Annotated in this window: 23 protein-coding genes; 15 read left to right on the forward strand and 8 right to left on the reverse strand. The window is 63.1% G+C overall.

Going from position 1 to position 24,140, the window contains the following annotated elements; translation table 11 throughout:
• Window positions 1-686: 686 nt before the first annotated feature.
• Window positions 687-3,593 (reverse strand): EAL and GGDEF domain-containing protein, encoded by a 2,907-nt coding sequence (locus tag AZ34_RS17695; protein ID WP_051509859.1) that lies wholly within the window; start codon window positions 3,591-3,593, stop codon window positions 687-689.
• Between the two features lie 113 nt (window positions 3,594-3,706).
• On the opposite strand from AZ34_RS17695, the gene mutS reads away from it, so the two are divergent.
• Together mutS and AZ34_RS13935 are read left to right on the forward strand one after the other, a co-directional pair.
• Window positions 3,707-6,388, forward strand: coding sequence for a DNA mismatch repair protein MutS (mutS, locus tag AZ34_RS13930; RefSeq protein WP_035609103.1), 2,682 nt, complete (start codon window positions 3,707-3,709; stop codon window positions 6,386-6,388).
• Entirely contained in the window at window positions 6,385-7,239 is an 855-nt protein-coding gene (locus tag AZ34_RS13935) for an alpha/beta fold hydrolase (RefSeq protein WP_035609105.1), read from the forward strand. Before mutS ends, AZ34_RS13935 begins: the two co-directional genes overlap by 4 nt.
• A gap of 95 nt (window positions 7,240-7,334) precedes the next feature.
• Here the strand turns inward: AZ34_RS13935 and AZ34_RS13940 are convergent, their stop codons facing one another.
• Together AZ34_RS13940 and AZ34_RS13945 are read right to left on the reverse strand one after the other, a co-directional pair.
• The gene (locus tag AZ34_RS13940; RefSeq protein ID WP_035609108.1) at window positions 7,335-7,820 is read right to left on the reverse strand and encodes a glutathione peroxidase; all 486 of its coding nucleotides are present in this window, start codon (window positions 7,818-7,820) and stop codon (window positions 7,335-7,337) included.
• Between the two features lie 159 nt (window positions 7,821-7,979).
• On the reverse strand, window positions 7,980-8,840 hold the full coding sequence (locus AZ34_RS13945; RefSeq protein ID WP_035609111.1) for an undecaprenyl-diphosphate phosphatase: 861 nt from the start codon (window positions 8,838-8,840) through the stop codon (window positions 7,980-7,982).
• Window positions 8,841-9,112: 272 nt separating this feature from the next.
• Here AZ34_RS13945 and AZ34_RS13950 point away from each other — a divergent pair, with 272 nt between their 5' ends.
• From AZ34_RS13950 to AZ34_RS13975, 8 genes are all read left to right on the forward strand, one after another.
• The gene (locus tag AZ34_RS13950; RefSeq protein ID WP_035609114.1) at window positions 9,113-10,930 is read left to right on the forward strand and encodes a glutamine--tRNA ligase/YqeY domain fusion protein; all 1,818 of its coding nucleotides are present in this window, start codon (window positions 9,113-9,115) and stop codon (window positions 10,928-10,930) included.
• A 42-nt stretch (window positions 10,931-10,972) separates the two neighbouring features.
• The gene (locus tag AZ34_RS18025; protein ID WP_081767224.1) at window positions 10,973-13,081 is read left to right on the forward strand and encodes a DEAD/DEAH box helicase; all 2,109 of its coding nucleotides are present in this window, start codon (window positions 10,973-10,975) and stop codon (window positions 13,079-13,081) included.
• A gap of 6 nt (window positions 13,082-13,087) precedes the next feature.
• Window positions 13,088-13,741 (forward strand): DUF2290 domain-containing protein, encoded by a 654-nt coding sequence (locus AZ34_RS18030; RefSeq protein WP_081767225.1) that lies wholly within the window; start codon window positions 13,088-13,090, stop codon window positions 13,739-13,741.
• A gap of 481 nt (window positions 13,742-14,222) precedes the next feature.
• On the forward strand, window positions 14,223-14,471 hold the full coding sequence (locus tag AZ34_RS13955) for a hypothetical protein (protein ID WP_035609116.1): 249 nt from the start codon (window positions 14,223-14,225) through the stop codon (window positions 14,469-14,471).
• Window positions 14,472-14,483: 12 nt separating this feature from the next.
• A complete protein-coding gene (locus AZ34_RS13960; RefSeq protein ID WP_035609118.1) occupies window positions 14,484-14,903 on the forward strand; it encodes an OsmC family protein in 420 nt (139 codons plus the stop codon).
• Between the two features lie 62 nt (window positions 14,904-14,965).
• Window positions 14,966-16,012 carry a tetratricopeptide repeat protein gene (locus tag AZ34_RS17700; protein WP_155831819.1) on the forward strand — a complete coding sequence of 349 codons (1,047 nt, stop codon included), beginning with the start codon at window positions 14,966-14,968 and terminating at the stop codon, window positions 16,010-16,012.
• Between the two features lie 19 nt (window positions 16,013-16,031).
• Window positions 16,032-16,355 carry a hypothetical protein gene (locus AZ34_RS13970; RefSeq protein ID WP_035609120.1) on the forward strand — a complete coding sequence of 108 codons (324 nt, stop codon included), beginning with the start codon at window positions 16,032-16,034 and terminating at the stop codon, window positions 16,353-16,355.
• A gap of 37 nt (window positions 16,356-16,392) precedes the next feature.
• Window positions 16,393-16,932, forward strand: a complete 540-nt coding sequence (locus AZ34_RS13975) for a DUF924 family protein (RefSeq protein WP_035609121.1) — start codon at window positions 16,393-16,395, stop codon at window positions 16,930-16,932.
• 129 nt (window positions 16,933-17,061) lie between these two features.
• On the opposite strand, the gene AZ34_RS13980 is transcribed toward AZ34_RS13975, so the two are convergent.
• The gene (locus AZ34_RS13980) at window positions 17,062-17,493 is read right to left on the reverse strand and encodes a hypothetical protein (protein WP_035609123.1); all 432 of its coding nucleotides are present in this window, start codon (window positions 17,491-17,493) and stop codon (window positions 17,062-17,064) included.
• A gap of 205 nt (window positions 17,494-17,698) precedes the next feature.
• Here AZ34_RS13980 and AZ34_RS13985 point away from each other — a divergent pair, with 205 nt between their 5' ends.
• The 4 genes from AZ34_RS13985 to AZ34_RS14000 are packed head-to-tail and all read left to right on the forward strand — an operon-like array spanning window position 17,699 to window position 20,420.
• Window positions 17,699-18,859, forward strand: a complete 1,161-nt coding sequence (locus AZ34_RS13985) for a GGDEF domain-containing protein (RefSeq protein WP_035609126.1) — start codon at window positions 17,699-17,701, stop codon at window positions 18,857-18,859.
• Complete coding sequence (locus tag AZ34_RS13990; protein ID WP_035609129.1) at window positions 18,849-19,493, forward strand: DUF938 domain-containing protein; 645 nt, start codon at window positions 18,849-18,851, stop codon at window positions 19,491-19,493. The genes AZ34_RS13985 and AZ34_RS13990 overlap by 11 nt, the downstream gene beginning before the upstream one ends.
• Before the next feature lie 7 nt (window positions 19,494-19,500).
• A complete protein-coding gene (locus tag AZ34_RS13995; protein WP_035609133.1) occupies window positions 19,501-19,992 on the forward strand; it encodes a YeeE/YedE family protein in 492 nt (163 codons plus the stop codon).
• On the forward strand, window positions 19,989-20,420 hold the full coding sequence (locus tag AZ34_RS14000) for a DUF6691 family protein (RefSeq protein ID WP_035609135.1): 432 nt from the start codon (window positions 19,989-19,991) through the stop codon (window positions 20,418-20,420). The genes AZ34_RS13995 and AZ34_RS14000 overlap by 4 nt, the downstream gene beginning before the upstream one ends.
• 3 nt (window positions 20,421-20,423) lie before the next feature.
• Here the strand turns inward: AZ34_RS14000 and AZ34_RS14005 are convergent, their stop codons facing one another.
• Window positions 20,424-21,317, reverse strand: a complete 894-nt coding sequence (locus AZ34_RS14005; RefSeq protein ID WP_051509862.1) for a DUF3014 domain-containing protein — start codon at window positions 21,315-21,317, stop codon at window positions 20,424-20,426.
• 190 nt (window positions 21,318-21,507) lie between these two features.
• Between AZ34_RS14005 and AZ34_RS18040 the strand changes: the two genes are divergently transcribed.
• Window positions 21,508-21,816 (forward strand): 2Fe-2S iron-sulfur cluster-binding protein, encoded by a 309-nt coding sequence (locus AZ34_RS18040; RefSeq protein WP_081767226.1) that lies wholly within the window; start codon window positions 21,508-21,510, stop codon window positions 21,814-21,816.
• A 92-nt stretch (window positions 21,817-21,908) separates the two neighbouring features.
• Here the strand turns inward: AZ34_RS18040 and AZ34_RS14010 are convergent, their stop codons facing one another.
• The 3 genes from AZ34_RS14010 to ylqF all read right to left on the reverse strand — a co-directional run bounded on the left by AZ34_RS14010 (window position 21,909) and on the right by ylqF (window position 24,091).
• On the reverse strand, window positions 21,909-22,115 hold the full coding sequence (locus AZ34_RS14010; protein ID WP_035609141.1) for a hypothetical protein: 207 nt from the start codon (window positions 22,113-22,115) through the stop codon (window positions 21,909-21,911).
• Between the two features lie 69 nt (window positions 22,116-22,184).
• Entirely contained in the window at window positions 22,185-23,099 is a 915-nt protein-coding gene (locus tag AZ34_RS14015; protein ID WP_035609144.1) for a DHH family phosphoesterase, read from the reverse strand.
• Window positions 23,093-24,091 carry a ribosome biogenesis GTPase YlqF gene (ylqF, locus tag AZ34_RS14020; RefSeq protein ID WP_035609146.1) on the reverse strand — a complete coding sequence of 333 codons (999 nt, stop codon included), beginning with the start codon at window positions 24,089-24,091 and terminating at the stop codon, window positions 23,093-23,095. Before ylqF ends, AZ34_RS14015 begins: the two co-directional genes overlap by 7 nt.
• Window positions 24,092-24,140 lie beyond the last annotated feature (49 nt).

Genomic DNA, 24,140 nt, shown 5'->3' on the forward strand with positions numbered 1-24,140 from the left:
CACGGACCGCGGCGTCCCGGCCGCAACCGTCTGAAATCTGCCAGTGCATCGGACTCGGATCGGCGGGCGCGTGCACAGTGCATGTACCGCGCCGTGATACCCCTTGCCTACCTTGAAGCAGGAGCGCGCCGAGTCTAGATTTGCCCGTCGGGTATGAGAAGTGAAAAGTTCGAATGTTTTCAATTCCAATCTGGAATGGGAGTAACAAAGCGGCTTCGCGACATGCGCGCGAGGCCGCTCGGCCACGGCTCACGGAGCCCGACTGCCCAAGTTCGCGGCGGATGACCACGCCACTGCGGCAGGCGCTTGTTGGTGGACAGCGCCCCATCGGTTGTTACGAATTGGAACCGCGACAAATGCGCATGGTGCTGCAGGCCCAGCGCATGAGTGCAACAAAGTGGTAACAGGCCCGGGATGCCTTGCGACGCCACGCAGCGCTTTTTCGCAGGCAAGGGAAGGCGCGGTACATGCTTGCACCTTGTCGTGCTGGATGCATGCCCGGTAGGGGATGAACCAGCCATGGTCGTCGCGACAGAGAGGACGGAAACGACCCGCTGGAATCACCAGAGGCTGGCTGGCGGCTGCAGGTGTCTGGCGTCGATAACCCCTGCTGCCCCGCACGCATGCGGCCAGCCGATGGTTTGGCGTCGCCCCCCCCGGACGACTGCACCCAGCCGCAGGGCTGCTCAGTGCTCGGGCAGGCCGGGGCGACCGAAAAGGTAGCCCTGGAACAAGGTGCAACCGTTGTCGCGCAGAAAATCGCGCTGCCCCTCGGTTTCGACGCCTTCGGCCACGGTCTGCAAACCCATGCTGCGCGCGAGCGCCAAAATGGTGCGGACGATGACGGCATCGTTCGGATCGGTGAGCACGTCGTTGACGAAGCTGCGATCGATCTTCAGTGAATCCAGCGGCAGGCGCTTGAGGTAATTGAGCGAGGAATACCCGGTGCCGAAATCGTCCAGCGAGAAACGCACACCGCGCGCGCGCAATTCGGCCATTTTGCGGATGGCGTCCTCCACCTCGGAAATCAACAGGCTTTCCGTCAGCTCCAGGCGCAAACGCTGGGGATCGACCCCGGTTTCCTCGATGACGGTCAGCACCTGGTCCACGAAATCGCGCTGGCGGAACTGGCGGGCGCTGACATTGACGGCCACGGTCAAGCCCTGCGTCGCGGCGCCTCGCCCCCAGAGCACGAGCTGGCGACAGGCCGCGCGCAACACCCATTCGCCGATGGACAAGATCAGACCACTTTGCTCGGCCAGGCCGATGAAGCTGCCTGGCGCCAGCAAGCCGCGCCGGGGATGATTCCAGCGCAGCAAGGCTTCGTAGCCCTGCACGCCGCCTGCCGCGTCGACCACGGGTTGGTAGTGCAGCAACAGCTCATCGTTTTGCACGGCCAATCGCATGTCGGCGTCCAGGGCGGCGCGGGCCAGCACCGCAGCCTGCATCTGCGGGTCGAAGAAACGCAAGGTGTTGCGCCCCGCCGCCTTGGCCTGGTACATGGCGAGATCAGCCCGCTTGAGCAGCTCGTCCACACCCTGGGTGCCGCCGCTGAACACCGTCAAGCCGATGCTCGGTGAACTGCTGTGCTGCCGCCCGGCCAGCTCATAAGGCGCGTTCAGACGCTTGAGGATTTTTTCACCCACCTGCTCGGCATGCGCGGCGGCTTCGTTCTCGTCCTCGGCCAGTTCCAGCAGCATCACGACGAACTCGTCACCTCCCAGGCGGGCCGCCGTGTCGCTTTCGCGCAGGCAGCTCAGCAGGCGCTGCGCCACCTGCTTGAGCAGCAGGTCGCCCACGTCGTGGCCCAGCGTGTCGTTGAGGTCCTTGAAGTTGTCCAGGTCCAGAAAGAAGAGCGCGCCATGGCGCTTGCTGCGCGTGCAAGCGGCCTGGGCTTGCGCCAGCCGATCCAGCAAGAGGCGGCGGTTGGGCAGACCGGTGAGCGTGTCGTAGAAAGCCAGGCGCTGGGTCTCGCCCTCGGCGCGCTTGCGGTCGCTGATGTCGCGGCCGATGCCGCGGTAGCCGCGGAAGCGCTGGCGGGTGTCGAAGATCGGCGCGCCACTGATGGACACCCAATATTGCTGTCCATAAGCACCGATGCGCAGCAACTCCAGGTCACGAAAGGGCTGGCGGCTCTCGAGCACCCGGCGGTGCGCGGCCCAGTCTTCCTCGGTCATGTTGAGGGCACCGATCTCCCAGCGTGTCTTGCCCAGGATCTCGGCCTCGGTACGCAGGATCTTGTTCTGCTGGTAGCCCACGAAGTGGATGAAGCGCAGTTGCTCGTCGGTTTCCCAATACCAATCGGACGACAGGTCCGTCAGGCTGCGAAAGCGCGCCTCGCTGTCCTGCAAACGCTGCTCGGCCAGCTTGCGGTCGGTGATGTCCGAGATGGAACCGTAGGCGACGAGTTGTTCACCTTCCATGCGGTGGATGGCGTGACCGAGCAGCCAACGCTCCCACCCATCATCACCGAGGATGCGGAACTCATGCGACCAGATGCCGCCATCGAAATGCGCCGCGTCCATGCTGCGGCGCACCTCGGCCCGGTCCTCCGGATGCAGACGGTCGAACAGCAGCCTGGCATCGCGCCGCGCCGCCTCGGCCTCCACGCCGAAGAGCTGCCGCACGCCAGGGCTCAGGAAGGGGAAGACCTCGGTGCCGTCGGTCCGGCGTTCGTACAGGAAAAGGACCAGCGGCACATGGCTGGTGATCTTCTCGATGAAAGCAAGTTGCTGGCGCAGCACCAGGGCGGCCTCGGTCTCGGCCGTCACGTCGAGGATGACGCCGAAATCCAGGTAGCTGCCGTCACTGTTGCGATGGCGGTGGATGCGGCTGCGGCGCCAACTCATGTTGCCGTCCAGGCCCATGATCCGGTACTCAAAGACACGCCCATCCATGGCTTCGCGCGCGGCCATGTAGTTCTGGAAATCCTCCGGATGGATGCGGCGGCGCGCCTCCTCGACCGTGAGCACGGCGGGTGTCTGCGTGCCGGCCATCTTCTGCAGGCCGGGCGAGAAATGAACCGTCTTGCCGTCGCTGCTCCAGTGCCCCACCCGGGCCAGTTCCTCGGTCAGGGCGTACAGCTCCAGCTGGGCCGCCAGACGGTCGTTGGCGCGGGTGCGGGCGGCTTCCCCCTCGCGCAACGCCTCCTCGGCCATGCGCGTGGCGGTGATGTCCTCCATGTAAAGCAGCACATAGGGGCCGCCGGGCGCGAGGGCAGACTCCAGCAAGGAACCGTTGAGCCGCACCAGCCGCCGGCCACGCTGCCGGTCCTTGAACCAGACCCAGGATTCACGCCCGCGCAGGCGGCCCTGTGCGCCAACCTCCGCCAGGCAATCGCCGCAGTCGGCGGCATCGACCCAGCACCCGATGTCGACCAGGGTGCGACCCTGCAGCTCCTCATGCGCATACCCCGTCAATTCCAGCCATTCATGGTTGACGCGGACCAAGCAGCCATCCTCTTGACGGATCAGGGCAATCGCGCCGGGACTCCCATCGAAAACGGCCTGGAACAGGCTGTCCTGCTTCGCGCTGCCGTCATCACACAGGCCACCGCCCGGGTCTCGCGCCTTGCCGTCATTGAAAGCTGTCATGACATCCCTGAATACTGTGGTCACCAAGCCTTGTAGGGGAGGAATCCTCCGGCTTTTGTTTCATTATGTGACCAAATGGTAATCGATGACCCTGTTGATAGACTCCCGGCCCTATGCCCTCCGCCTCCCCCGAAGCGTCCTCCCTCGCCGCCCACACCCCCATGATGCAGCAGTACCTGAGCCTGAAGGCCGGGTACCCGGGCACGCTGCTGTTCTACCGCATGGGAGATTTTTACGAACTGTTTTACGAGGACGCCGAAAAAGCCGCCCGCCTGCTGGACATCACCCTGACCCAGCGTGGCCAGTCTGCCGGCCGCCCGGTCGTCATGGCTGGGGTGCCTTTCCATTCAGTGGAGACCTACCTGGCCCGCCTGATCAAGCTGGGCGAGTCGGTAGCCATCTGCGAGCAGGTGGGCGACGTGGCGACCGCCAAGGGACCGGTCGAACGCAAGGTGGTGCGCGTGGTGACGCCGGGCACGCTGACCGACAGCGCCCTGCTCAGCGAAAAAAGTGAATCCCTGCTGCTAGCCCTGCACCAGGGCCCGCGCAACCGCGTCGGCCTGGCCTGGCTGAGCGTCACCCAGGGCGAGGTGCAACTGGCCGAATGCGAGGCCGACGAACTGCCCGAGTGGCTGCTGCGCATCGCGCCCGGCGAGCTGATCTACAGCGCGGGCGTGTCCCCGGCCTTTGAACAGCGCCTGTTGGCGCTCAAGCAGGGTGGCCTGGCCGCCCCCCTGTCGATCCGCCCGGAATGGCAGTTCGACGCCGCGCTCGGCCGCGAGCGGCTGCAGACCCTGCTGCAGGCCAGCAGCCTGCAGGCCTGGAGCGCGCAGGATTGTGCGTTGGCCCACGCCGCCGCCGCCGCGCTGCTGGCCTACGCCGAGCACACCCAGGGCCGCGCGCTCAGCCACGTGCACGGCCTGCGCGTGCAGCGCCAGGACGAGCAGATCGACCTGCCGCTGACCACGCGCCGCAACCTGGAGCTGGTGCAGACCCTGCGCGGCGAGGACGCCCCCACGCTGTTCTCCCTGCTCGACACCTGCATGACCGGCATGGGCAGCCGCCTGCTCAAGCGCTGGCTGCTGGAGCCGCCGCGCAACCGCGCCGTGGCGTCGGCCCGCATCGCGACCATCAGCCTGCTGCGCGCAGGCGGGGGCGGCGAGACCGCGCATGGCGGCCCCTGGCAAAAGCTGCGTGAGCAGATCAAGGGCAGCAGCGACGTGGAACGCATCGTGGCGCGCATCGCGCTGCGCCAAGTGCGCCCGCGTGAACTGACCGGCCTGGCGCAGACCCTGGTGAGGACGGGCACGCTCGCACCCCTGCTGGACCACAGCCTGCGCACGGCCGCGGCCAACCCAGGCCTGCTGGCGGAACTCGCGCAGGACCTGCAACCGCCCGCCGCTTGCGCCGAGCTGCTGGCCCGCGCCCTGCTGCCCGAGCCGGCCGCCCTGGTGCGCGATGGCGGCGTGATCAACGACGGTTTTGACGCCGAGCTGGATGAGTTGCGCGCCATCCAGACCCACAGCGACGGCTTCCTGCTCGACATGGAAGCGCGCGAACGCGCGCGCACAGGCATCGGCAATCTGCGCGTGCAATACAACAAGGTGCATGGCTTCTACATCGAGATCACCAGCAGCAACCTGGACAAGGTGCCCGAGGACTACCGCCGCCGCCAGACGCTGAAGAACGCCGAGCGCTACATCACCCCCGAACTCAAGGCCTTCGAGGACAAAGCCCTGTCCGCGCAGGAACGCGCACTCGCGCGCGAGAAATGGCTGTACGAGCAGTTGCTGGAACAGCTGGACGACTTCCTGCCCACGCTCACGCGCCACGCCCGTGCGCTGGCTGCGCTGGACGCGTTGTGCGCGCTGGCCGAGCGCTCGCTCACACTGGGCTGGAACGCGCCGGTCTTCGTCGCCGAACCCTGCATCGCCATCGAAGCGGGGCGCCACCCGGTGGTGGAGGCTCGCTTGGCCGAGAACAGCGGAGGCCAGTTCATCGCTAACGACACCCAGCTCGGCACGCGGCAGCGCATGCAGATCATCACCGGCCCGAACATGGGCGGTAAATCGACCTATATGCGGCAGGTCGCGCTCATCGTACTGCTGGCCTCCATGGGCAGCTACGTGCCCGCCGCGTCGTGCCGGCTGGGGCCCATCGACGCCATCCACACCCGCATCGGCGCGGCGGACGACCTGGCCAACGCGCAATCGACCTTCATGCTGGAGATGACCGAGGCCGCACAGATCCTGCACGCCGCCACGCCGCATTCCCTGGTGCTGATGGACGAGATCGGGCGTGGCACCAGCACCTTCGACGGCCTGGCCCTGGCCGGCGCCATCGCCAGCCAGTTGCATGACAAGACCCAAGCCTTCACGCTCTTTGCCACGCACTATTTCGAGTTGACCGAATTCCCCAGCCAACACCACGCGGCCGTGAACGTGCACGTCAGCGCGGCCGAGACCCCGGGCACGCCGGGCAAGGGCGGCCACGGCATCGTCTTCCTGCACGAAATCCAGAGCGGCCCCGCCAGCCGCAGCTACGGCATCCAGGTGGCGCGCCTGGCCGGCATGCCCGCCGCCGTGCTGCGCCACGCGCAGCATGCGCTGGAGGCACTGGAACAATCCGCCACCCAGTCGCGCGCCCAGGTGGACCTGTTCGCGCCGCCGCCCGAACCCGAACTGGCCGTGCCCAGCGCCGTCGAGGCGCGGCTGGCCGAAATCGATCCCGACACCCTGAGTCCGCGCGACGCGCTGGACGCGCTGTATGCCCTGAAAAAGCTGGCCCATCCATGAAACAGGATCTCCCGCCCATCATCTTCTCGCACGGCAACGGTTTTCCGGCCGGCACTTACCGCCAGTTGCTGGACGACCTGCGGCGACGCGGCTTTCGTGTCAGCGCGGTCGAGAAGTACGGCCATGACCCGCAGTACCCCGTCACCAGCAATTGGCCGCACCTGGTGCAGCAATTGGCGGACTTCGCCAGCGACGAGCAGGAGAAGAACGGTGAACCGGCCTTCCTGGTCGGCCATTCCCTGGGCGGCTTTCTGAGCCTGATGGCGGCGGCGCGCCATCCCGATCTGGCCCTGGGCGTGCTGCTGATCGATTCGCCCATCCTGGGCGGCTGGCGCGCGGCCAGCGTGGGCGTGGTCAAGCGCACCCAGCTGATCAGCGCCATCTCGCCCGGCGTCATCAGCCGCAAGCGGCGCGACAACTGGCCCGACGCCGACGCCGCCTACGAACACTTCCGCCACAAGAAAGCCTTCATGCACTGGCAGCCCGAGGTGCTGCGCGATTACGTGGAACACGGCATGCACACCGTGGACGGAAAGCGTGTGCTGAGCTTCCAGCGCGAGGTGGAAACCGCGATCTACAACACCCTGCCCCACCACCTGGACGGCCTGCTCAAGCGCCACCCGCTCAAATGCCCGGTCGCCTTCATCGGCGGGCGGCATTCGGTGGAAATGAAGCAGGTCGGCATGGCCATGACCGAGAAGGTCACCAAGGGCCGCATCACGATGTTGGATGGCTCCCACCTCTTCCCGATGGAGCAGCCCGTCGCCACGGGAGCGGCCGTCGAGGCTTCCCTGCGCAACCTGATGCGGGTGCGGGAGCTCAAGCAGGCCAAGGCATCCGCCAGCACCTGAGCGTTCGGCCCAAGCCCGCGCGCCCAGCCGAGGGCGATGCAAGCTTGGCCGCTATGCCATCCGTCCATGAGGACGGGGGCATCGCGGTGGCTTGATCAGCCCAGGCCCAGGGCGCGGCGCACCGGCGCTTCCAGACGCTCGGGCTTGGTGATGGGGGCGAAACGCTGAATGGGCTGGCCGTCGCGGCCGATCAGGAACTTGGTGAAGTTCCACTTCACGCGCCGCCCGAACCAGCCCGGCAGCTTGGCCTTCAGCCACTGGAACAGCGGATGCGCCTGCGATCCGTTGACGTCGACCTTGGCGAACATCGGGAAACTCACGCCGTAATTGATCTGGCAGGTTTCGGCGATCTCCTTGGCGCCGCCCGGCTCCTGCTGGCCGAACTGGTTGCACGGAAAGCCGAGGATGACCAAGCCCTGGTCTTTGTACTGCTGGTAGAGCTTTTCCAGACCCGCGTACTGGGGCGTGAAGCCACACTGGCTCGCGGTGTTGACGACCAGCACCACCTTGCCCTGGTAGTCCCCCAGGGACACGGGCTTGCCGCCCAGGGACAGGGCGCTCAGTTGCTGAAGTTCGGACATGGGGTTTTCCTCGCGGTCGTTAAAAATATGACGCAATCCAATTGCGCGCAAGATTTTAATCGGTAGAAAGGCCTGGGTATCACCAGGCCTTATCGTCAGGTCAGGTCAGGTCAGGTCAGGTCAGAGCACAGCCCTTCGCACCGCCAGCCGCCGGGTCGTTCAAGCCGCGCGCCAATCCACCACACCACTCCAAGCCGTGCCCAGCACGATCAGGCCGAAGACGATGCGGTACCAAGCGAAGCCCACGAAGCTGTGCGTGGCGATGAAACGCAGCAGCCAGCGCACGCAGACCCAGGCGCTGATGAAGGAGAACAGCAGGCCCACGCCGAACATCGGCAAGTCGGCCAGGCTCAGCAGAGCGCGTTCCTTGTAGAGGCTGTAGGCCCCCGCGCCGATCAGCGTGGGCATGGCGAGGTAGAAAGAAAAATCCGTCGCCGCCTTGCGCGACAGGCCCAGCAGCATGCCGCCGATGATGGTCGCGCCGCTGCGGCTGGTGCCCGGCACCATGGCCAGGCACTGCACCAGGCCGACCTTGAGCGCGTCCTTCCAGCTCATCTGGTCCACGTCTTCCACGAGACGCGGGGCGGCGCCTGCATCCGCAGGAAGCGCCGCCAGACGGGCCTGGCGCCGCTCGGCCCAGAGGATGATGAAGCCACCCAGGATGAAAGCCGTGGCCACCACTTCGGCCGTGAACAGGTGCGCCTTGATGGCCTTGCCCGCCAGCAAACCCAGCACCACGGCCGGAAAAAAGGCGATCAGCACATTGAGCGTGAAGCGCCGCGCCTGGGGCTGACTGGGCAGCCCCACCAGGGTGCTGCGGATCTTCTGCCAGTAGACCAGGATGACCGCGAAGATGGCCCCGGTCTGGATGGCGATGTCGAACACCTTGGCCTTGTCGTCGTGGAAGCCCAGCAGGCTGCCGGCCAGGATCAGATGCCCCGTGCTCGAAATCGGAAGGAATTCCGTCAGGCCTTCGACGATGCCCATCAGGGCGGCCTTCAACAAGAGTAGAACATCCACGCGCGCAAACCCGCTAAAAAATTGAGCTCACCAGAAAAAACGGCGCTTGGGTAAGCGCCGTCAAAGACCCTGACCGCCCCCTTGGCGAGACGGACACGGTTTGCCGCGGGGGAGGTCCGCAGCGCCGCGCAGCATACCAGCCTTGCCTGCCTGCGACAAATGGGCTTGGCCCTTGGCAGGCTTCGTCGGGCGGCCGCGTCATAAAATCTTCAAGATGCCTTGTTCCGCAAGGTCCTGCCCGTTTACTCTCGCCTTCCTTCTCCCCAGCCCCCATGAGTGTCAATCACAACAACGAAGCACAAAAAGCGGATGCGTCCAAGGCGGGCGCGACCAGCCACGCCCCGAGCAATTTCCTGCGCCAGATCATCGAAAACGACCTGAACGCCGGCACCTATGCCGCCCGCCGCTGGGCCGGCCAACCCGGGGACGCGGCCACGCAGCAGGCGGGCCAGCCCGACCCGGCCAAGATCCGCACCCGCTTCCCGCCCGAACCCAACGGCTACCTGCACGTGGGCCACGCCAAGAGCATCTGCCTGAACTTCGGCCTGGCGCGCGACTACGGCGGCATCTGCCACCTGCGCTACGACGACACCAACCCCGAGAAGGAAGACCAGGAGTACGTGGACAGCATCGCCGACGCCGTGCAATGGCTGGGCTTTGACTGGAACGCCGGTGGCGTCGAACACCGCTACTACGCCAGCAACTACTTCGACTTCATGTACCGCGCGGCCGAGCACCTGATCGAGACCGGCAAGGCCTACGTGGACGAACAAACGCCCGAGCAGATGCGCGCCAACCGCGGCGACTTCACCACGCCCGGCAAGGACAGCCCCTTCCGCACCCGCACGCCCGCCGAGAACCTGGCGCGCTTTCGCGAAATGCGCGACGGCAAGCTGCCCGATGGCGCGGCCGTGCTGCGCGCCAAGATCGACATGGCCTCGCCCAACATCAACCTGCGCGACCCGGCCATCTACCGCATCAAGCACGCCGAGCACCACAACACCGGCAACAGCTGGTGCATCTACCCCATGTACACCTTCGCGCACCCCATCGAGGACGCGCTGGAGAACATCACCCACAGCCTCTGCACGCTGGAATTCGAAGACCAGCGCCCCTTCTACGACTGGCTGCTGGACCGCTTGCGCGAGGGCGGCCTGATCAACAGCCCGCAGCCGCGCCAGTATGAATTCGCGCGGCTCAACCTGACCTACGTCATCACCAGCAAGCGCAAGCTGGCGCAGCTGGTGAACGAAGGCCATGTGACTGGCTGGGACGACCCGCGCATGCCCACCATCGTCGGCCTGCGCCGCCGTGGTTACACGCCCGAGAGCATCCAGCTCTTCGCGGAACGCATCGGCGTGACCAAGGACTATTCCTGGATCGACTACGGCACGCTGGATGCGTGCCTGCGCGAAGACCTGGACCCCAAGGCCGCGCGTGCCATGGTCGTGCTGGACCCGGTGAAGCTGGTGATCACGAACTGGGACCAAGTCATCGGAGCCGGTAAGTTGGATGACTGCCATGCACCCATCCACCCGCACCACCCCGAGCGCGGCCAGCGCCAGTTCACGTTCGGCAAGGAACTGTGGATCGAGCGCAGCGACTACGAAGAAACGCCGCCCAAGGGCTTCTTCCGTCTCTTCCCAGGCAACAAAGTGCGCCTGAAGTACGGCCATGTCATCGAGTGCAAGGGCGCCGTCAAGGACGCCAGCGGCAAGGTGACGGAAGTGCACGCCGAACTCATCCCCGACACCAAGAGCGGCACCCCGGGCGCCGACGCCATCAAGGTCAAGGGCGTCATCACCTGGGTCGGCGTTAACGACGGCATCGCCGCCGAAGTGCGCCTCTACGACCGCCTGTTCACCGACCCCCAACCCGACGCGGGCGGCAAGGACTTCCTCGCCAGCCTCAACCCCGACAGCCTCAAGACCGTCACCGCCTACGTGGAGCCTTCACTGGCCAGCGCGAAGCCGGACGAGAAGTTCCAGTTTGAGCGGCATGGGTACTTTGTGGCGGATCGGAAGGACCATGCGAAGGGTAAGCCTGTTTTCAACCGGGTCACCGGATTGAAGGATAGTTGGGGTAAGTAGAGGATCGCACATAAGATTTGAGAACACAGAAGAGGGATACCCATGGCACTGCAAATTCTTCCGAGGCAATCAGCGGCCAATGCGGAACCGGGTGTCAGAGAACTTCTCGAGCATCTCGAAGCAAATCAACAACAACTCGATCTAGGGGATGCACTTGCCTTCTACAACTTCCCACTATTTCGTGAGGAAGAACAACTCCTCGTCGCCAAGGTAGTCCTTATCTCCCCCATGCATGGCGTGGTCATGATTTCAACCTCAGAGGACTTACCAGCTGGGAACGAACATAGTCAAGAAATCCTTGACCAGCTAGAAGGTGCCTTTAGCCAAGTCTTCTCACGATTAGTTAAGTACCAGCGGCTAAGAAGTGCCCGTGCCCAACTCAGCTTCCCAATTGACGCGTTTTTGTGGATCCCTGAAGCCCGAGACGAGGAAGGTGAGGAATCGGTACTAATCGGACCCGGGGCGCTCACCGACTACTTTCAGAAGAAGCGACTACTAGAGCCAATACTTGGGGAAGTATTCTCTGAGCTCGTCTCCGTATTAGACGGATCCAAGGCTCTTATTCGCCCCAAGGAGAGAAAGACCGCAGGCTTTGGACCTCAGTCAAAAGTGGCGCTAATCAACCAACTTGAAGAAGAGATCCGCCGTTTCGACCGAGATCAACGTCTCGCGTACATGACCGACGTGTTGGGCACTCAACGTATCAGAGGCCTAGCGGGATCAGGCAAGACAGTCGTATTGGCGATGAAAGCTGCGCTAACCGCGATTCGAGAGCCAGATGCAAGAATCGCAGTCACGTTCTATACAAAGAGTCTTTACCAGCATATTAAGCAACTCATAACTCGTTTCTATCGTCTCCACGAAGATCGCGATCCAGATTGGAATAGGCTCCAAGTTCTTCATGCGTGGGGTGGAGCAACTGCAAACGGTCTCTATTACACGGCTGCCAAAGCCTTTGGCCATCCGCCAATGACTTACTCCGCAGCTGCGGCACGCTCTCGATTGCAGCCATTTGGTTTTGCATGTGCAGACTTGCTATCGAACCCTACTGTTGGGGGTCTTTTTGATTACGTTTTCGTCGACGAGGCCCAGGATTTTCCGCAAGAATTCATGCGCTTAGCATTACGGCTGGCACGTGAAGAGCGTCTAGTTATTGCCTACGACGCGTTTCAAACCATCTTCGACGTCGATGCGCCAACTGCGGGTTCACTCTTCGGAACAGATGCAGCAAATGAGCCAAGCGTTAACTTTGACGAAGACATCATTCTTCACAAGTGCTACAGAAATCCGCGAGAGGTCATTGTCTGCGCACACGCAATAGGGTTCGGCATCTATGGCCCAAGAATCGTCCAAATGCTTGAATCAAAAGAGCACTGGGATGATCTTGGATACCACATCACCTCTGGTGAATTGAAAAATGGAGAAATCGTTCGCGTTGATCGCCCTCAAGAGAACTCACCATCTTCTATCAGTCAACACCAAACCATCGAGCAAATTGTCACCGCAAATTGCTTTAACAATCTTTCCGAAGAAGCCGAATGGGTCGCTTCAAAGATCGCATCGGACATTCAGAATGAAGGTGTAGCACCAGAAGACATACTTGTGATCTGCGCAGACGATAGGAATGCGCAAGCCTACTTCACCGTTCTTTGTGCAGGGTTAGCTCAATATCAGATTGCGACCAACAACCTTCATGCAGACTCGTTTTCAATTCGTGATTTTCAGTCGACCGGGAAAGTTACGCTATCCACAATCTATAAGGCAAAGGGCAATGAGGCCTACGTAGTTTTCATCATGGGAATTGACGCGTTATTCCATGACCCCACCCCGAAAAACAGAAACCGTGCTTTCACTGGAATGACACGAGCAAAGGGTTGGTTACGCGTTTCTGGGATGGGGCCGTCGGCAGAGAGTTTTTTGCGCGAGCTGAACCAAGCAAAAGCCAATTTCCCAAGCCTTGAATTCAGGTATCCACCACCAGACTACTTACTGGTCATGAAAAGGGACTTGGTGCAAGTCGAGCCAGAAGAGGTTGAAGAGGCGATTTCCCGACTGGCTGTAGATATGGAGCCTGAAGAGCTTGAACACCTGCTAGTTAAGAAGCTCCGAGAGGTGAGAGCAAAGAAGAAGCCGAGAAAGAAAGCCAGGTAAGCACCCGTGCAGACCTCGCTGCTACGCCCTTACTTTCGTTACGCCGGACTCCCCGTCGAGAAGTTCGCTGAACCGCATTTCGAACTGACACCCGAAATCGTCGTTCAACTGCGACAAATGGATTACTTTCACCAATGGAAGGCGTGCATAGAAAATGGTTGGCACCATGTGCTTCTTGAAGACTTATCCTTCTTCTCGTTTTCTAATCTTAATGAGCGACCTAGCTACAGCTATTCTCCTTGCCCTCTCGAAATCGAGTCGTTTAGGACTTTCCTTCTCCTCCGAGATTTAGAGCCTAGTCGGTCAAATCGCGATGCATACAAAGAGGAATATCAGTTAGCACTTGAGACTGCCTCCTTGAAAGAGCATTTGTCTCCTATCCGGTATGACGTCGACCCTCACGGATATGAACCGGCAACACACCCTGTTGCGCATATTCATATAGGTCTAAACAATCAAATTCGGATCGGGACTAGGCGACTTATTACTCCCATTGCATTCGTCTTGTTTGTCATCAGACAATTTTTCCCGGATAACTGGCGAAACCTGCTTCAATATCAAGCGGAATTGAAGATTGAACGCAATATAAGGACAAAACTCTCGTTGATCGATCAACAATTTTGGTCACAAGAGGATGAACTGCAAATGTATCTTCAGTAATTCAGTAGCTCTTAGGCTGTCTTGACCGCCCGCAGCAAGAAAAATGAGCACCTCGCCCACCAAGGTGGCCTTTCAAATCGAAAACCCGGCGCATAGATGCACACCCGAGCCGGGCCGCCTGCAAACGCCGAGATCGCCTGGACACGGACCTGCCCGGCAACCCCGAGGCCTTCAACCCTGCCGAATTCGAGCTGTTGCTGGCTGCGCTCTCGGCCTGCATGGTCAAGGGCAGCGAGCGCGTTGTATTGACCCATCGAATTCTGCACAGGTCAGGCGGCTAAAGTACAAGCCTCAGCGGGGTCTTCATGCCCAGCGCCTAGTGAGGGCGCCAGTGGTTGTAAAAGCCGATCCAGCCCTGCCGCTCAACGACGTAATGGGCAAGTACAAGGCAAATGTCGGTCCATTGGCAAGAGCCCAGCTCCGGATTAGCTTGAGGCTGTTCACCATGCGCTAAGCTGATGCCCCACACAAGGGCCCCACCATGAAACAACTCCGCGTCACCATCCAGCTCGAACTCGCCGTCCCCGACGACTGGGAGATCGTGCCCACCTCGGAGGGCACGCAGGTGCTCAAGCTGCCGGACGGCCAGTACCTGGATCTGGCCGTGGAGCCGCTCTTTGCCAGCGACCCGGAAGACCTCTGGCGCAGCACCGAGGACGAGGATGTGCTGGACAACTTCCTGGAGATGGTGGAAAACGAGGACGTGCGCTATACCTTCGTGCAGCACTGAAAGGCGCCGGTCATGAGCGCGCCCGCCTCCAAGATGAGCTTCCACGTCGAAACCCGGCGCGTGGACGCCCACCTCAGCCGCGCCGTCTGCAAGAACGCTGAGATCGCGCTGGACACGGACCTGGCTGGCAACCCCGAGGCCTTCAACCCGGCCGAGCTGCTGCTGGCGGCGCTGACGGCCTGCATGGTCAAGGGCATCGAGCGCGTGGCGCCCATGCTGAAGTTCCAGCTGCGCGGCATAGAGGTGATCGTGGACGGCGTGCGCCAGGACGTGCCGCCCAGGCTGGAGAGCATCCGTTACGAGATCATCGTGGACACGGATGAGAGCGACCAGCGCCTGGCCCTGCTGCACGAGAACGTGAAGAAGTACGGCACGGTGTTCAATACCGTCGCCCCGGGCACGGACCTGGCGGGTACGCTGCGCCGCAAATAGCCGGGGCCGCCGCGTGGCACGCGCCGCCGCCCCTTCCCCTCAACAACAATGGGAGCACAACCATGATGAAACTGACCGCGGCCCTCTGCCTGAGCCTGGTCGCCACAATGAGCCAGGCCCAGGACGACAACAAGCCCGACTGCCGGCATCAGGTGGTGGACAAGAACATCGTGTCCCTCTGTCATCGACCGGCGGGCTTGTTCCAGCACTACCATTTCTCGCTGAGCCTGAACGATCAGCTCATCTTCGTGCTGGTGGACGATTACGTGGAGAAGGTCGAGCTGGAACACATCATTCCCGAAGGCCCAGCCCTGGAGTTCCCGCTGTCGAAGCAGCCTGGGTTGAAACGCGTCAAGATTACCGGCGGGTGCGTGCCCATCTCGGAACAGCAGACCGAGGTCGGCAGGAAATGCGATTTTTCCTGGGGCAAGCTGCAGGCGATCCGCAACGTGTGGTTTGATTTCCCGGACAAGGACGATCCCGTCTACCAGCAATGCATGACCGGCCAGGCCGCCGTGACCACCGGCAAGCAAGCGGACAGCCTGCCCTTGCTGGAAGCTTGCATCAAGGGCTCGGCCAAGAACGATCAACAGCGTCGCCAGGCGCTCATCTACCGTGCCTGGGCCCATTACACGCTGGAAAACTTCCCGGCATCCCTGAAAGACCAGCAGGCTGCCTTTGCCATCTCCCCTGCCCAAGGCTATGGCGACCTCGTCAACATGGCCCTCTACCTCAGGGAGATGAAGCAGTATCAGGAGGCATTGACCACGCTGGCCCAGGCGGAAGTGTTCGACAAGCAGGCCCGTCGCATAAGCATGAGCACGCAATACCCCATCGGCTGGAATCTGCAGCTGATGGGCCGCAACGAAGAGGCCGTGAAAGTACTGACGGATGCAATACCGGCACAGCCCAATTTCCCCTTTACCTACTACCTGCGCGGATTGGCGCACGAGGGCCTGGCCAATCGGGAGGCGGCCAAGGCGGATTTTGAGAAGTTCAAGGAGTTGCTGGTCACCTTCCCGGGCATCGACATGAACAGTCGGCTGGTACAAGCGGCGATCAAGAAACTGCAGGAATACGGCATCCCCGTCAACGACGCCAAGAACTGAGCCGCATGCGGATCTTGCGATGGGCCGCCCCCGCTACCACGTCTACGTCATCGAACTGTCCAAGGACGTGTTGCTGGAACCGCTCTTTCGCAAGAGCAACCCGGACTACGTGGAAGGCCAGCCCTGCGTCTACGTGGGCATGACGGGGCTGGACCCGGATGTGCGCTTCGACAAGCACAAGGCCGGCATCCAGGCCAACAGCTACGTGACGAAATACGGCCTGCGCCTGCTGCCCGACCTGTACGAGGGTTTCAACCCCATGCGCTACGAAGAAGCGCAGGCGCGTGAGGTGGAGATCGGCATCGACCTGCGATCGGCGGGTTTCGGGGTGTGGCAGGCCTGATAGGCGCGAGGCATGAAAGCGCTGGCATCATGGCTGGATGACACCGCACGACATCCTGGGTTTCTGGTTCGATGAACTGAGCCCCAAACAACATTTCAGCAAGGACACTGCGCTGGACGCGCGCATGCAGGCGCGCTTTGGCGCGCTGCTGGCAAGGGCTGCGACTGACGGCTTGCCCGACTGGCGCGCGGACGCGCCGGGGCGCCTGGCGGAAATCATCCTGCTGGACCAGTTCAGCCGCAACATCCACCGCGACACGCCCCGCGCCTACGCCCAGGATGCGCTGGCACTCAAGCTCGCGCGCGAGCTGGTGGCGCAGGGTGGGGACCACGCCCTGCCGATGGCACGGCGGGTATTTGCTTACATGCCCTACATGCACAGCGAAGACCTGGCGGCACACACCGAGGCGCTGCCGCTGTTCAGCCAGCCTGGGCTGGAAGAGAACCTGCGCTTTCTGCGCTTGCACACGGCCATCATCGAGCGCTTTGGGCGTTACCCCCACCGCAACGCCGTGCTGGGCCGGGTGTCCACGCCCGAGGAACTGGCGTTTCTGCAAGAACCCGGTTCATCCTTCTGAGTCGTGCACACCACGACCCGCCCGGAGCCCTGCAGCACGCGGTGACATCACGGAGATCAACAGAGACGCGCGCTCGGCAAGCTTCGGCGTGTGGCAAACCGACAGCCCGCCACGAAACCGGAACGCGGGTCAGGCGTAGGTGTCCACCGTCGAGCCGACGGTGCTGGGCTGCGACACCACCGCGTCCGGCGTGTAGGTGCTCACCGCCTGCGGCAGAGGCGCGGCATCGGCCGGCACAGGCGTGCCATCGGCGGCGATCTGCGGAACGGCCCCGTCGTCTGGCGTCTGGGCCGACGCCGTGACGGCGTCCGACACCGCGCCCGCCGAGGCCACGGCCGAAGCCTTTTCCTTTTCCTCCGATTTGCGCACGACATCGTCTTCGATGATCTGGGTCTGCGCCAACAAGGGCTTGAGCAGATCTTCCTTCATCGACTCGGGGATGGAGGCGTCACGGCGGATGGCTTGCATCGAGGCTGCGACTTGCAGCATGCCGTTGAGTTGACTGGCTGCCTTAGTGGCGGGCTGGCTGGCGGGGGAGAACGAGACGGAGATGGCGGTCATGGAGGATGTTGTTCTTGCCTTGTCGATTGGTTTTCGGCAAATATGCACCAAGCTTGAGCATGGTCCGGTGCATGGCCATGCCCGCGCGTGACGCCAAAAGGGCATCCCCCTGCATGTAGCGGCCCCATCGGTAGCGTACTGGAGCAGGCGTGGAAACAAGCTTGGATTAGACTGCCCCCGTCGCCGCTCCCTCGCACCACCGGGCATGCTGCTCGATCCCTCCACGCTGATCTTCATCAATGTCGCCAATCTGCTGGTGATGGGTGGGGCACTTCCCATCATCATGGGCCAGGGCTTGAGCACGGCCGCGGCACGGGGACGGCGCTCGCTGATCCTCAACGCGGGGGCGTGGATCTGCCTGCTCATCTCCACGGAATGGAACGGCGTCTTGCCGGACCTGCTGCTCTCCACCCTGGCCATGGCGCTGATCTGTGCCAGCCAATGGGCCTTGTACCGGGCGCTTGAAAACTGGCTCGGGCGCCGGCCGCTGCGTCGGGCGTTGCTCGTGTTGGCCTGGCTGATGCCCACGGGCTACGCGCTGAGTTTCTCCAGCTACGAGATTCGGGTGGGGTGGGCCAATCTGCTGCTGGCCGCGCAGATGCTCATCGTGGCTCGCGCCTGCCTGTACCCGATGAACCGCGATTTCGGTCGCGCGTCCTGGCGCTACCCGCTGTTCGGTTGCCTGGTGGTGATGGCGGGCTTCACGTCTGCGCGCGGCATTCTGGGCGCCTGGTTCACCGAGCTCTACCCCTATTTCCGCGCGCCCACGCCGGTCAACCTGGCGGCGCTGTTGGCGGCCAACATGGCCCTGGTTCTGGGGGCCATGACCATATTGGGCGCCTGGCGCGAAGAGGCCGAACAGCAATTGCACCGATTGGCCATCACGGACCCACTGACCGGGCTGCTGAACCGCAATGGCTGGGCCGCGCAAACGGGACATGTCCTGCGTCGAGCACAACGTCACAAGCAACCACTGTCATTGCTCTTGCTGGACCTGGACCATTTCAAGCAGATCAACGACGTGCACGGACATGAAACCGGCGACGAGGTCCTGCGCAGATTCGCGCGGGTGCTGCAGCAGTGCCTGCGCACGGGGGACGTTTGCGCGCGCGTGGGCGGCGAGGAAATGTGCGTGCTGTTGTTCAACGCCGATACCGCGGCGGCACGCGCCTTTGACGAACGCGTGCGCGCGAGGTTGGCACAGCATGCGGCCATGCCCTTGCCGGTGGGCTTCAGCGCCGGCCACACGCTCTGCCGGGACGACGAGACTACGCTGGAACAGGCGATGGCACGGGCCGACGCGGCGCTGTACCGTGCCAAGGGCGCCGGCCGGGGCCAGATGGTGTCAGACTGCGATGCCACCTAGCAGCCCCGCACTCAGCGCACTCAGCGCCGCCGCTGAACGCAACAAGCAGCCCATCCTGGAAACGCTGCGCGGCTTTCTGCCCGACCAGGGCCGCGCGCTGGAAATCGCGAGCGGCACGGGCCAGCATGTGGCCTGGTTCGCGCAGCATCTGCCGGGCTGGACCTGGCTGCCCACGGACCTGAGGGACACGTATTTCGCCGACATCGAGGCGCACATCCAGGTGCTCTTCCAGGCGAGCGTGGCCGAGGGCCTGCGGGGCCGTGTGGAAGCACCGCGCCTGTTGGACGTGCAGCAAGAGCCCTGGCCGCTGCAGGACGCGCGCTTTGACTTGATCTACTGCGCCAACATGCTGCACATCGCACCCTGGGCCTGCTGTGGGGCGCTGATGCGGGGCGCGGCGCGGCACCTCGCGCCGGGCGGGCGGCTGGTGACGTATGGCCCTTACCTGGAGGACGAGACGCCCACCGCCGACAGCAATCTGGCCTTCGACGCCAGCCTGCGCGCGCGCAACCCCGACTGGGGCCTGCGACGGCGCGAGGACGTGGCAGAGGCGGCCCAGGCCGCCGGACTGCGGCTGGCCGCGCGACACACCCTGCCTGCCAACAACCTGCTGCTGGTGTGGCAGATCGGATAATCCGCGCATGGACACTTCCACCCTTCTCAACACGCTGTTTCCCACGGGCTGGGGGCATTACCTGGCCGGTGGCCTGCTGGTGGGCGCGGGCACGGCGCTGCTCTTCGTTTGCACGGGCCGCATCGGCGGCATGAGTTCGGTGTTTTCCAGCACCTGGTCCTGGCTGGTGCGCCGACCCTACTTCCAGGCCGCGCGCTACCTGGAGACCCGCGGCTGGCGCCTGGTGTACGCGGCGGGGCTGATCGTCGGCGCCCTGGTCTGGTGGCTGGGTTTCAGCGATGGCGAAGCGCTGGGCACCAGCGTGCCGGCATGGCAACTGCTGCTGGGCGGCTTCTTCGTGGGCTATGGCGCGCGGCTGTCGAACGGCTGCACCTCAGGCCATGGCATCTGCGGCCTGGGTTCGCTGCAACTGCCCTCGCTGGGCGCGGTGCTGACCTTCATGGCCACGGCCTTCCTCACGGCCAATGCGGTCGCCTACCTGTCAGCGAGGTTCGCATGAACATAGCAACCTTCAAACACCCGCTTGCCGCGCCGCTGGCCACCCTGGCTGCGGGCGCGCTGTTTGGCTTCGGCTTGTCGCTCTCGGGCATGGTGCGGCCGGAAGTGGTGCTGAGTTTCCTGCGCTTGCAGGACTGGGGCCTGATGCTGGTGATGGGCGGCGCGGTGCTGGTGGTGCTGCTGGCCTACCAAGGTGCGCCACGGCTGCTGACGCGGCCTTTGCTGGGTGGCAGCTTCGGTCTGCACCCCAGCGTGTGGAACCGGGACACCTGGCAAGGCGCCGCCTTGTTCGGGCTGGGCTGGGGTCTATGCGGTGTGTGTCCCGGCCCGGCGATCGCAGGGCTGGGCACCGGCAACTTGGACTTGCTCTGGGCCCTGGCGGGCATCGCGCTGGGCGCGCTGGCCCAAGGATGGCGCGCGAAAGACTGAGCCTTACTGCTTGGCGGTGGCCGGCATGGCAGCCTTGGTCAACAGATTGCGGTATTCGACCAGCTTGGCACGCAGGCGGCGGTGGTTGGTCGGGCCGGTGCGCAGCAGGATCTTCTGGCCGGCCGAGAGGGCTTCCAGCTTTTCATCCACGAACTCGTAGCGAGTCCAGGGACGCTCGGATTGGTAAGGGCCTTTCACGTTCACCAGGGCAACGTGCAAGGGCTCCTCAACAACCGGCGTGGCCAGCAGCTGGTCAATGACGGCGATCAGCCGGTCATTGAAGTAGCCCTTGGGATAGCCCATCTCCACATAAGCCTGCTGGAACAGCGGGTAGAGGCTGGCGTAGAGCTGAACGACCTGGCGCGGGTTGACCGTCTCGATGAATTGCACCAGGCCGCTGTAGCGCTGGCCGTTGTCGGGGTTGATGATCTCGCCATCGGACCGCGGCAGCGTGGAAAAACGCCCGGGGGACGGATGCACGGGCCACATCATGGGTGGCGCGTGGTCGCGACCGAGGTTGTCCACCGTGATCACGACACGGCGCACGAAATTGTCCAGCAAGAAAAACTGCTCCATCTTCTTGCGGCCCAGCAAAGTACCCAGGTCTTCCTTAAGGCGCGGATCAGATTCCTCCAGCGTGGGCAAGGGACGCACCTTGGCAACGGCGGACTCGGGCTCATTCGATTGAATGGCCTGCACGGGATGCTGAATGGGGGGCGCAGGCGTCACCGGGGCCAAACCAGGGTTCTGGGGCGCCGACCCGACAAACGTGGGATTGGACATGCCCAGCGGCGGCGCGGGAGGGGTCTCTTCGGAACGTGGACGGAAGTACCAGGCAGCCGCGGCAACGATGGCGACGACAAACAAGGAAACGACACCAAAGCGGCTGATCTTCATGAGACTTGAGGGAGAAAAAGCGTGCAAGCGAAACTATTTGTGAGGTGCCATGCTAGCACCGCTCTAAACTCCATAGGGCGAAAAAGGTCGACCACGGCCTACAATTCCACGCTTTGAATGCTCCGGCAAGACACGGGACGCAACATCACTTCACCCACTGCTTGAGTCTCTGGCCCAGGGGCGCAGCAATATGAACGAGATTTCAGACCGCCACCGTTTTCAAGGCCGCTGCCAGGATGCGTTTGACCTGACCCAAGAGACGGTTTTTGATGCCTGGAGAGACCGTCCGCTGCTGCACGCAATGGAAGCTGCAGGCATTCCCTGGCCCAGTTCCTGTCGCAATGGGACCTGCCGCACTTGCGTGGGTCGCTTGCTCAGCGGAGGTGTGCGCTACGAGATTGAGTGGCCAGGTCTGAGCCGGGAGGAAAAAGACGAGGGCTATGTGCTGCCATGCGCAGCCTACCCGTGCTCAGACGTCGTGCTGCGCGAGGGCTATTGAAGCGATTCGCGGGGCAAGAGTGGCCGCAGATGAAAGCAAAACGGCTGGCTTGTGAGAGCCAGCCGTTGCCGCGAAGGACGGAGGGGAAACGCTCAGGCGTAAGCGTTGAAGCGGGTGCCCAGCGTGCCCGAGGTGGCCAGAGGCTGAGAGCCGGTCTGCGGCACCGAGGACAACAAGGTCATTGCAGTCTGCTCGACGATGTCTTCGGACTTCTTCTTGACGTAGATCTGGGACTGCAAAGCCACTTGCCCGACGGAAAGAGCGGCCTGTTCGGCCCCTGTATTGGCGCTGATGTCCATGGTGGGTCTCCTTGAATCAGTCGGGCCATTCTAGTTTCGAACGGGCCACAGCGCTGTAACCGACTTGTATCAGGGGTTGAAGACGCCTGACAGCAGTTCCGCCAGGCGCTCCGCCTTCATGCGAAAGCCACAAGCCTGGGCATGCCCCCCGCCGCCCATGCTTTCAGCCAATGGAATGCAGTTGAAGCCTTTTTGAGAGCGCAGGCCCACCTTCACCACGCCGGCTTTGCCTGCCGACCAAAGCAAGGCGTAACTCCCGCTTTGGCGGGACAGGATTTCCCCCAACAGGCTGTGAAAGGCCCCTGGTGCATTGAGCATCAGGCCGGCCTGGCCCATGAAAACGACGGGCTCCGCATTCAGGGCCATGTCCTGCGCGAGCTTGCGGAATTTCTCGTCCATGGCCTGGCCGCGGGACATGAAGTCGGCAAGTTTTGCCTCGTCATAACTGGCGATCTCGGCCCAGCGCTCGAAATCCATCGGCTCCATGTCCAGCGCGGCGAGGAAGGCGGCACTCTCGGGGTAGGCCCAGTTCCACAGATCGCGGTCTTCGATGTAGCGCACCAGCGCGGGCGTGGATCGATCCGTCTGAAAATAATCCCAGGCCAGGCGCGCGCCCGAGCGCTGCATGTCGAAATGCACCACACCGCAGCGGCAGACAAACCCCGTCAGCTTTTCGGCGGCGCTTTTGTGGTGGTCCAGCAGCACCAGCTTGGCAACGCGGCGCTCGATCTCACCCAGCAGATCCGGCGCGAAGGAGAAATCCAGGATGTAGACGGCGCGACCATCGAGCGGCGGCAGGTCTTCGACGGCGCGCACGTCGCCATGGTCACAGGCCAGGAACTCGGCCCCACCTTCGTAGAACACCCAAGCCGCCAGCGCCGCACCGAAGCCATCCGGGCAACGCGCGTGGTAGATCACCAGCGGGTCTGGGTCGTGACGATCGGGCGCAATCTGGAGTTGTTGGGGCAGGAGCAGGTTCACCACGCAGATCTTCTCGGAACAGGTTTCTTGGACAGTGCTTTTTTGGCCAGCGGGCGGGCACGGATATGCCCTTCCTCGACCAAGGCCTCCTTGCGCAACTGGCGTTCGGCGTCGAGTTTTTTGCCTTCGGCCAGCCAGAGCGCAAACTCTTCAGGCGTTTCCAGCGTGATGCGGCCCAGCGCGCCGGAACGGAAATCCTGCAGCAGCAGCTCGGCGGTCTTCTGCATGTTGACCTTGCCTCCGGCCACCAGGGCACCGCGGGCACGTCCAATGGCCTCCAGCAAGGCATCGCTTTCCAGCGAGTTTCCGTGCACATCGCGCAGGTCGTCCTTGAGGCCATAACGCGCGGCCAGCAACTGCGGGTAGGCGAGCTTCAGGTAATCCAGCAACTCCAAGGCGACTTCTTCATCGTCGAAGGCATTGCGCCCCACGGCACCACTCGCGGCAAGCCGATAACCGCTTTGCGCGACGATGATGCGCGGCCAGAGCACGCCCGGTGTGTCGAACAGGTAGAAGCCATCTTCGAGCACGTAACGCGCCTCCTTGCGTGTCACGCCGGCTTCATCGGCCGCCTTGGCGGCGCTCTTGCCGATCATCCGGTTGATGAGCGTGGATTTGCCCACGTTGGGAATGCCGCAGATCAATACCCGCAAGGGCTTGGAAAGGCTGCCCCGCGTGGGCGCCAAGTCCTGGCACGGCGCGATCAGGCGCTTGGCCGCATTCCCATCCGTCGTGTCCAACGCGATGGCGCGCATGCCCTCATGCGCGTTGTAGTGAGCCAGCCATGATGCCGTGCGCGCGGGATCGGCCAGATCCTGCTTGTTCAGCACTTTCAGGCGAGGGCGCCTGGCCGTCAGCTGGGCCAACAAGGGATTGGCACTGGAAGCGGGCAGGCGCGCATCCACCATCTCGATGACCACATCGACCTGCTTGATGCGGTCTTCGATCGCTTGGCGGGTCAGGTGCATATGCCCTGGGAACCACTGAACTGCCATGGTCGATTGCGTGATGCCTTGAGAAGAACGGAATGGCTTGAGCAAGCTC

Origin of the sequence: Hylemonella gracilis str. Niagara R (assembly GCF_000600295.1) — a bacterium.
In the GTDB taxonomy this organism is placed as follows: Bacteria; Pseudomonadota; Gammaproteobacteria; order Burkholderiales; family Burkholderiaceae_C; genus Hylemonella; species Hylemonella gracilis_A.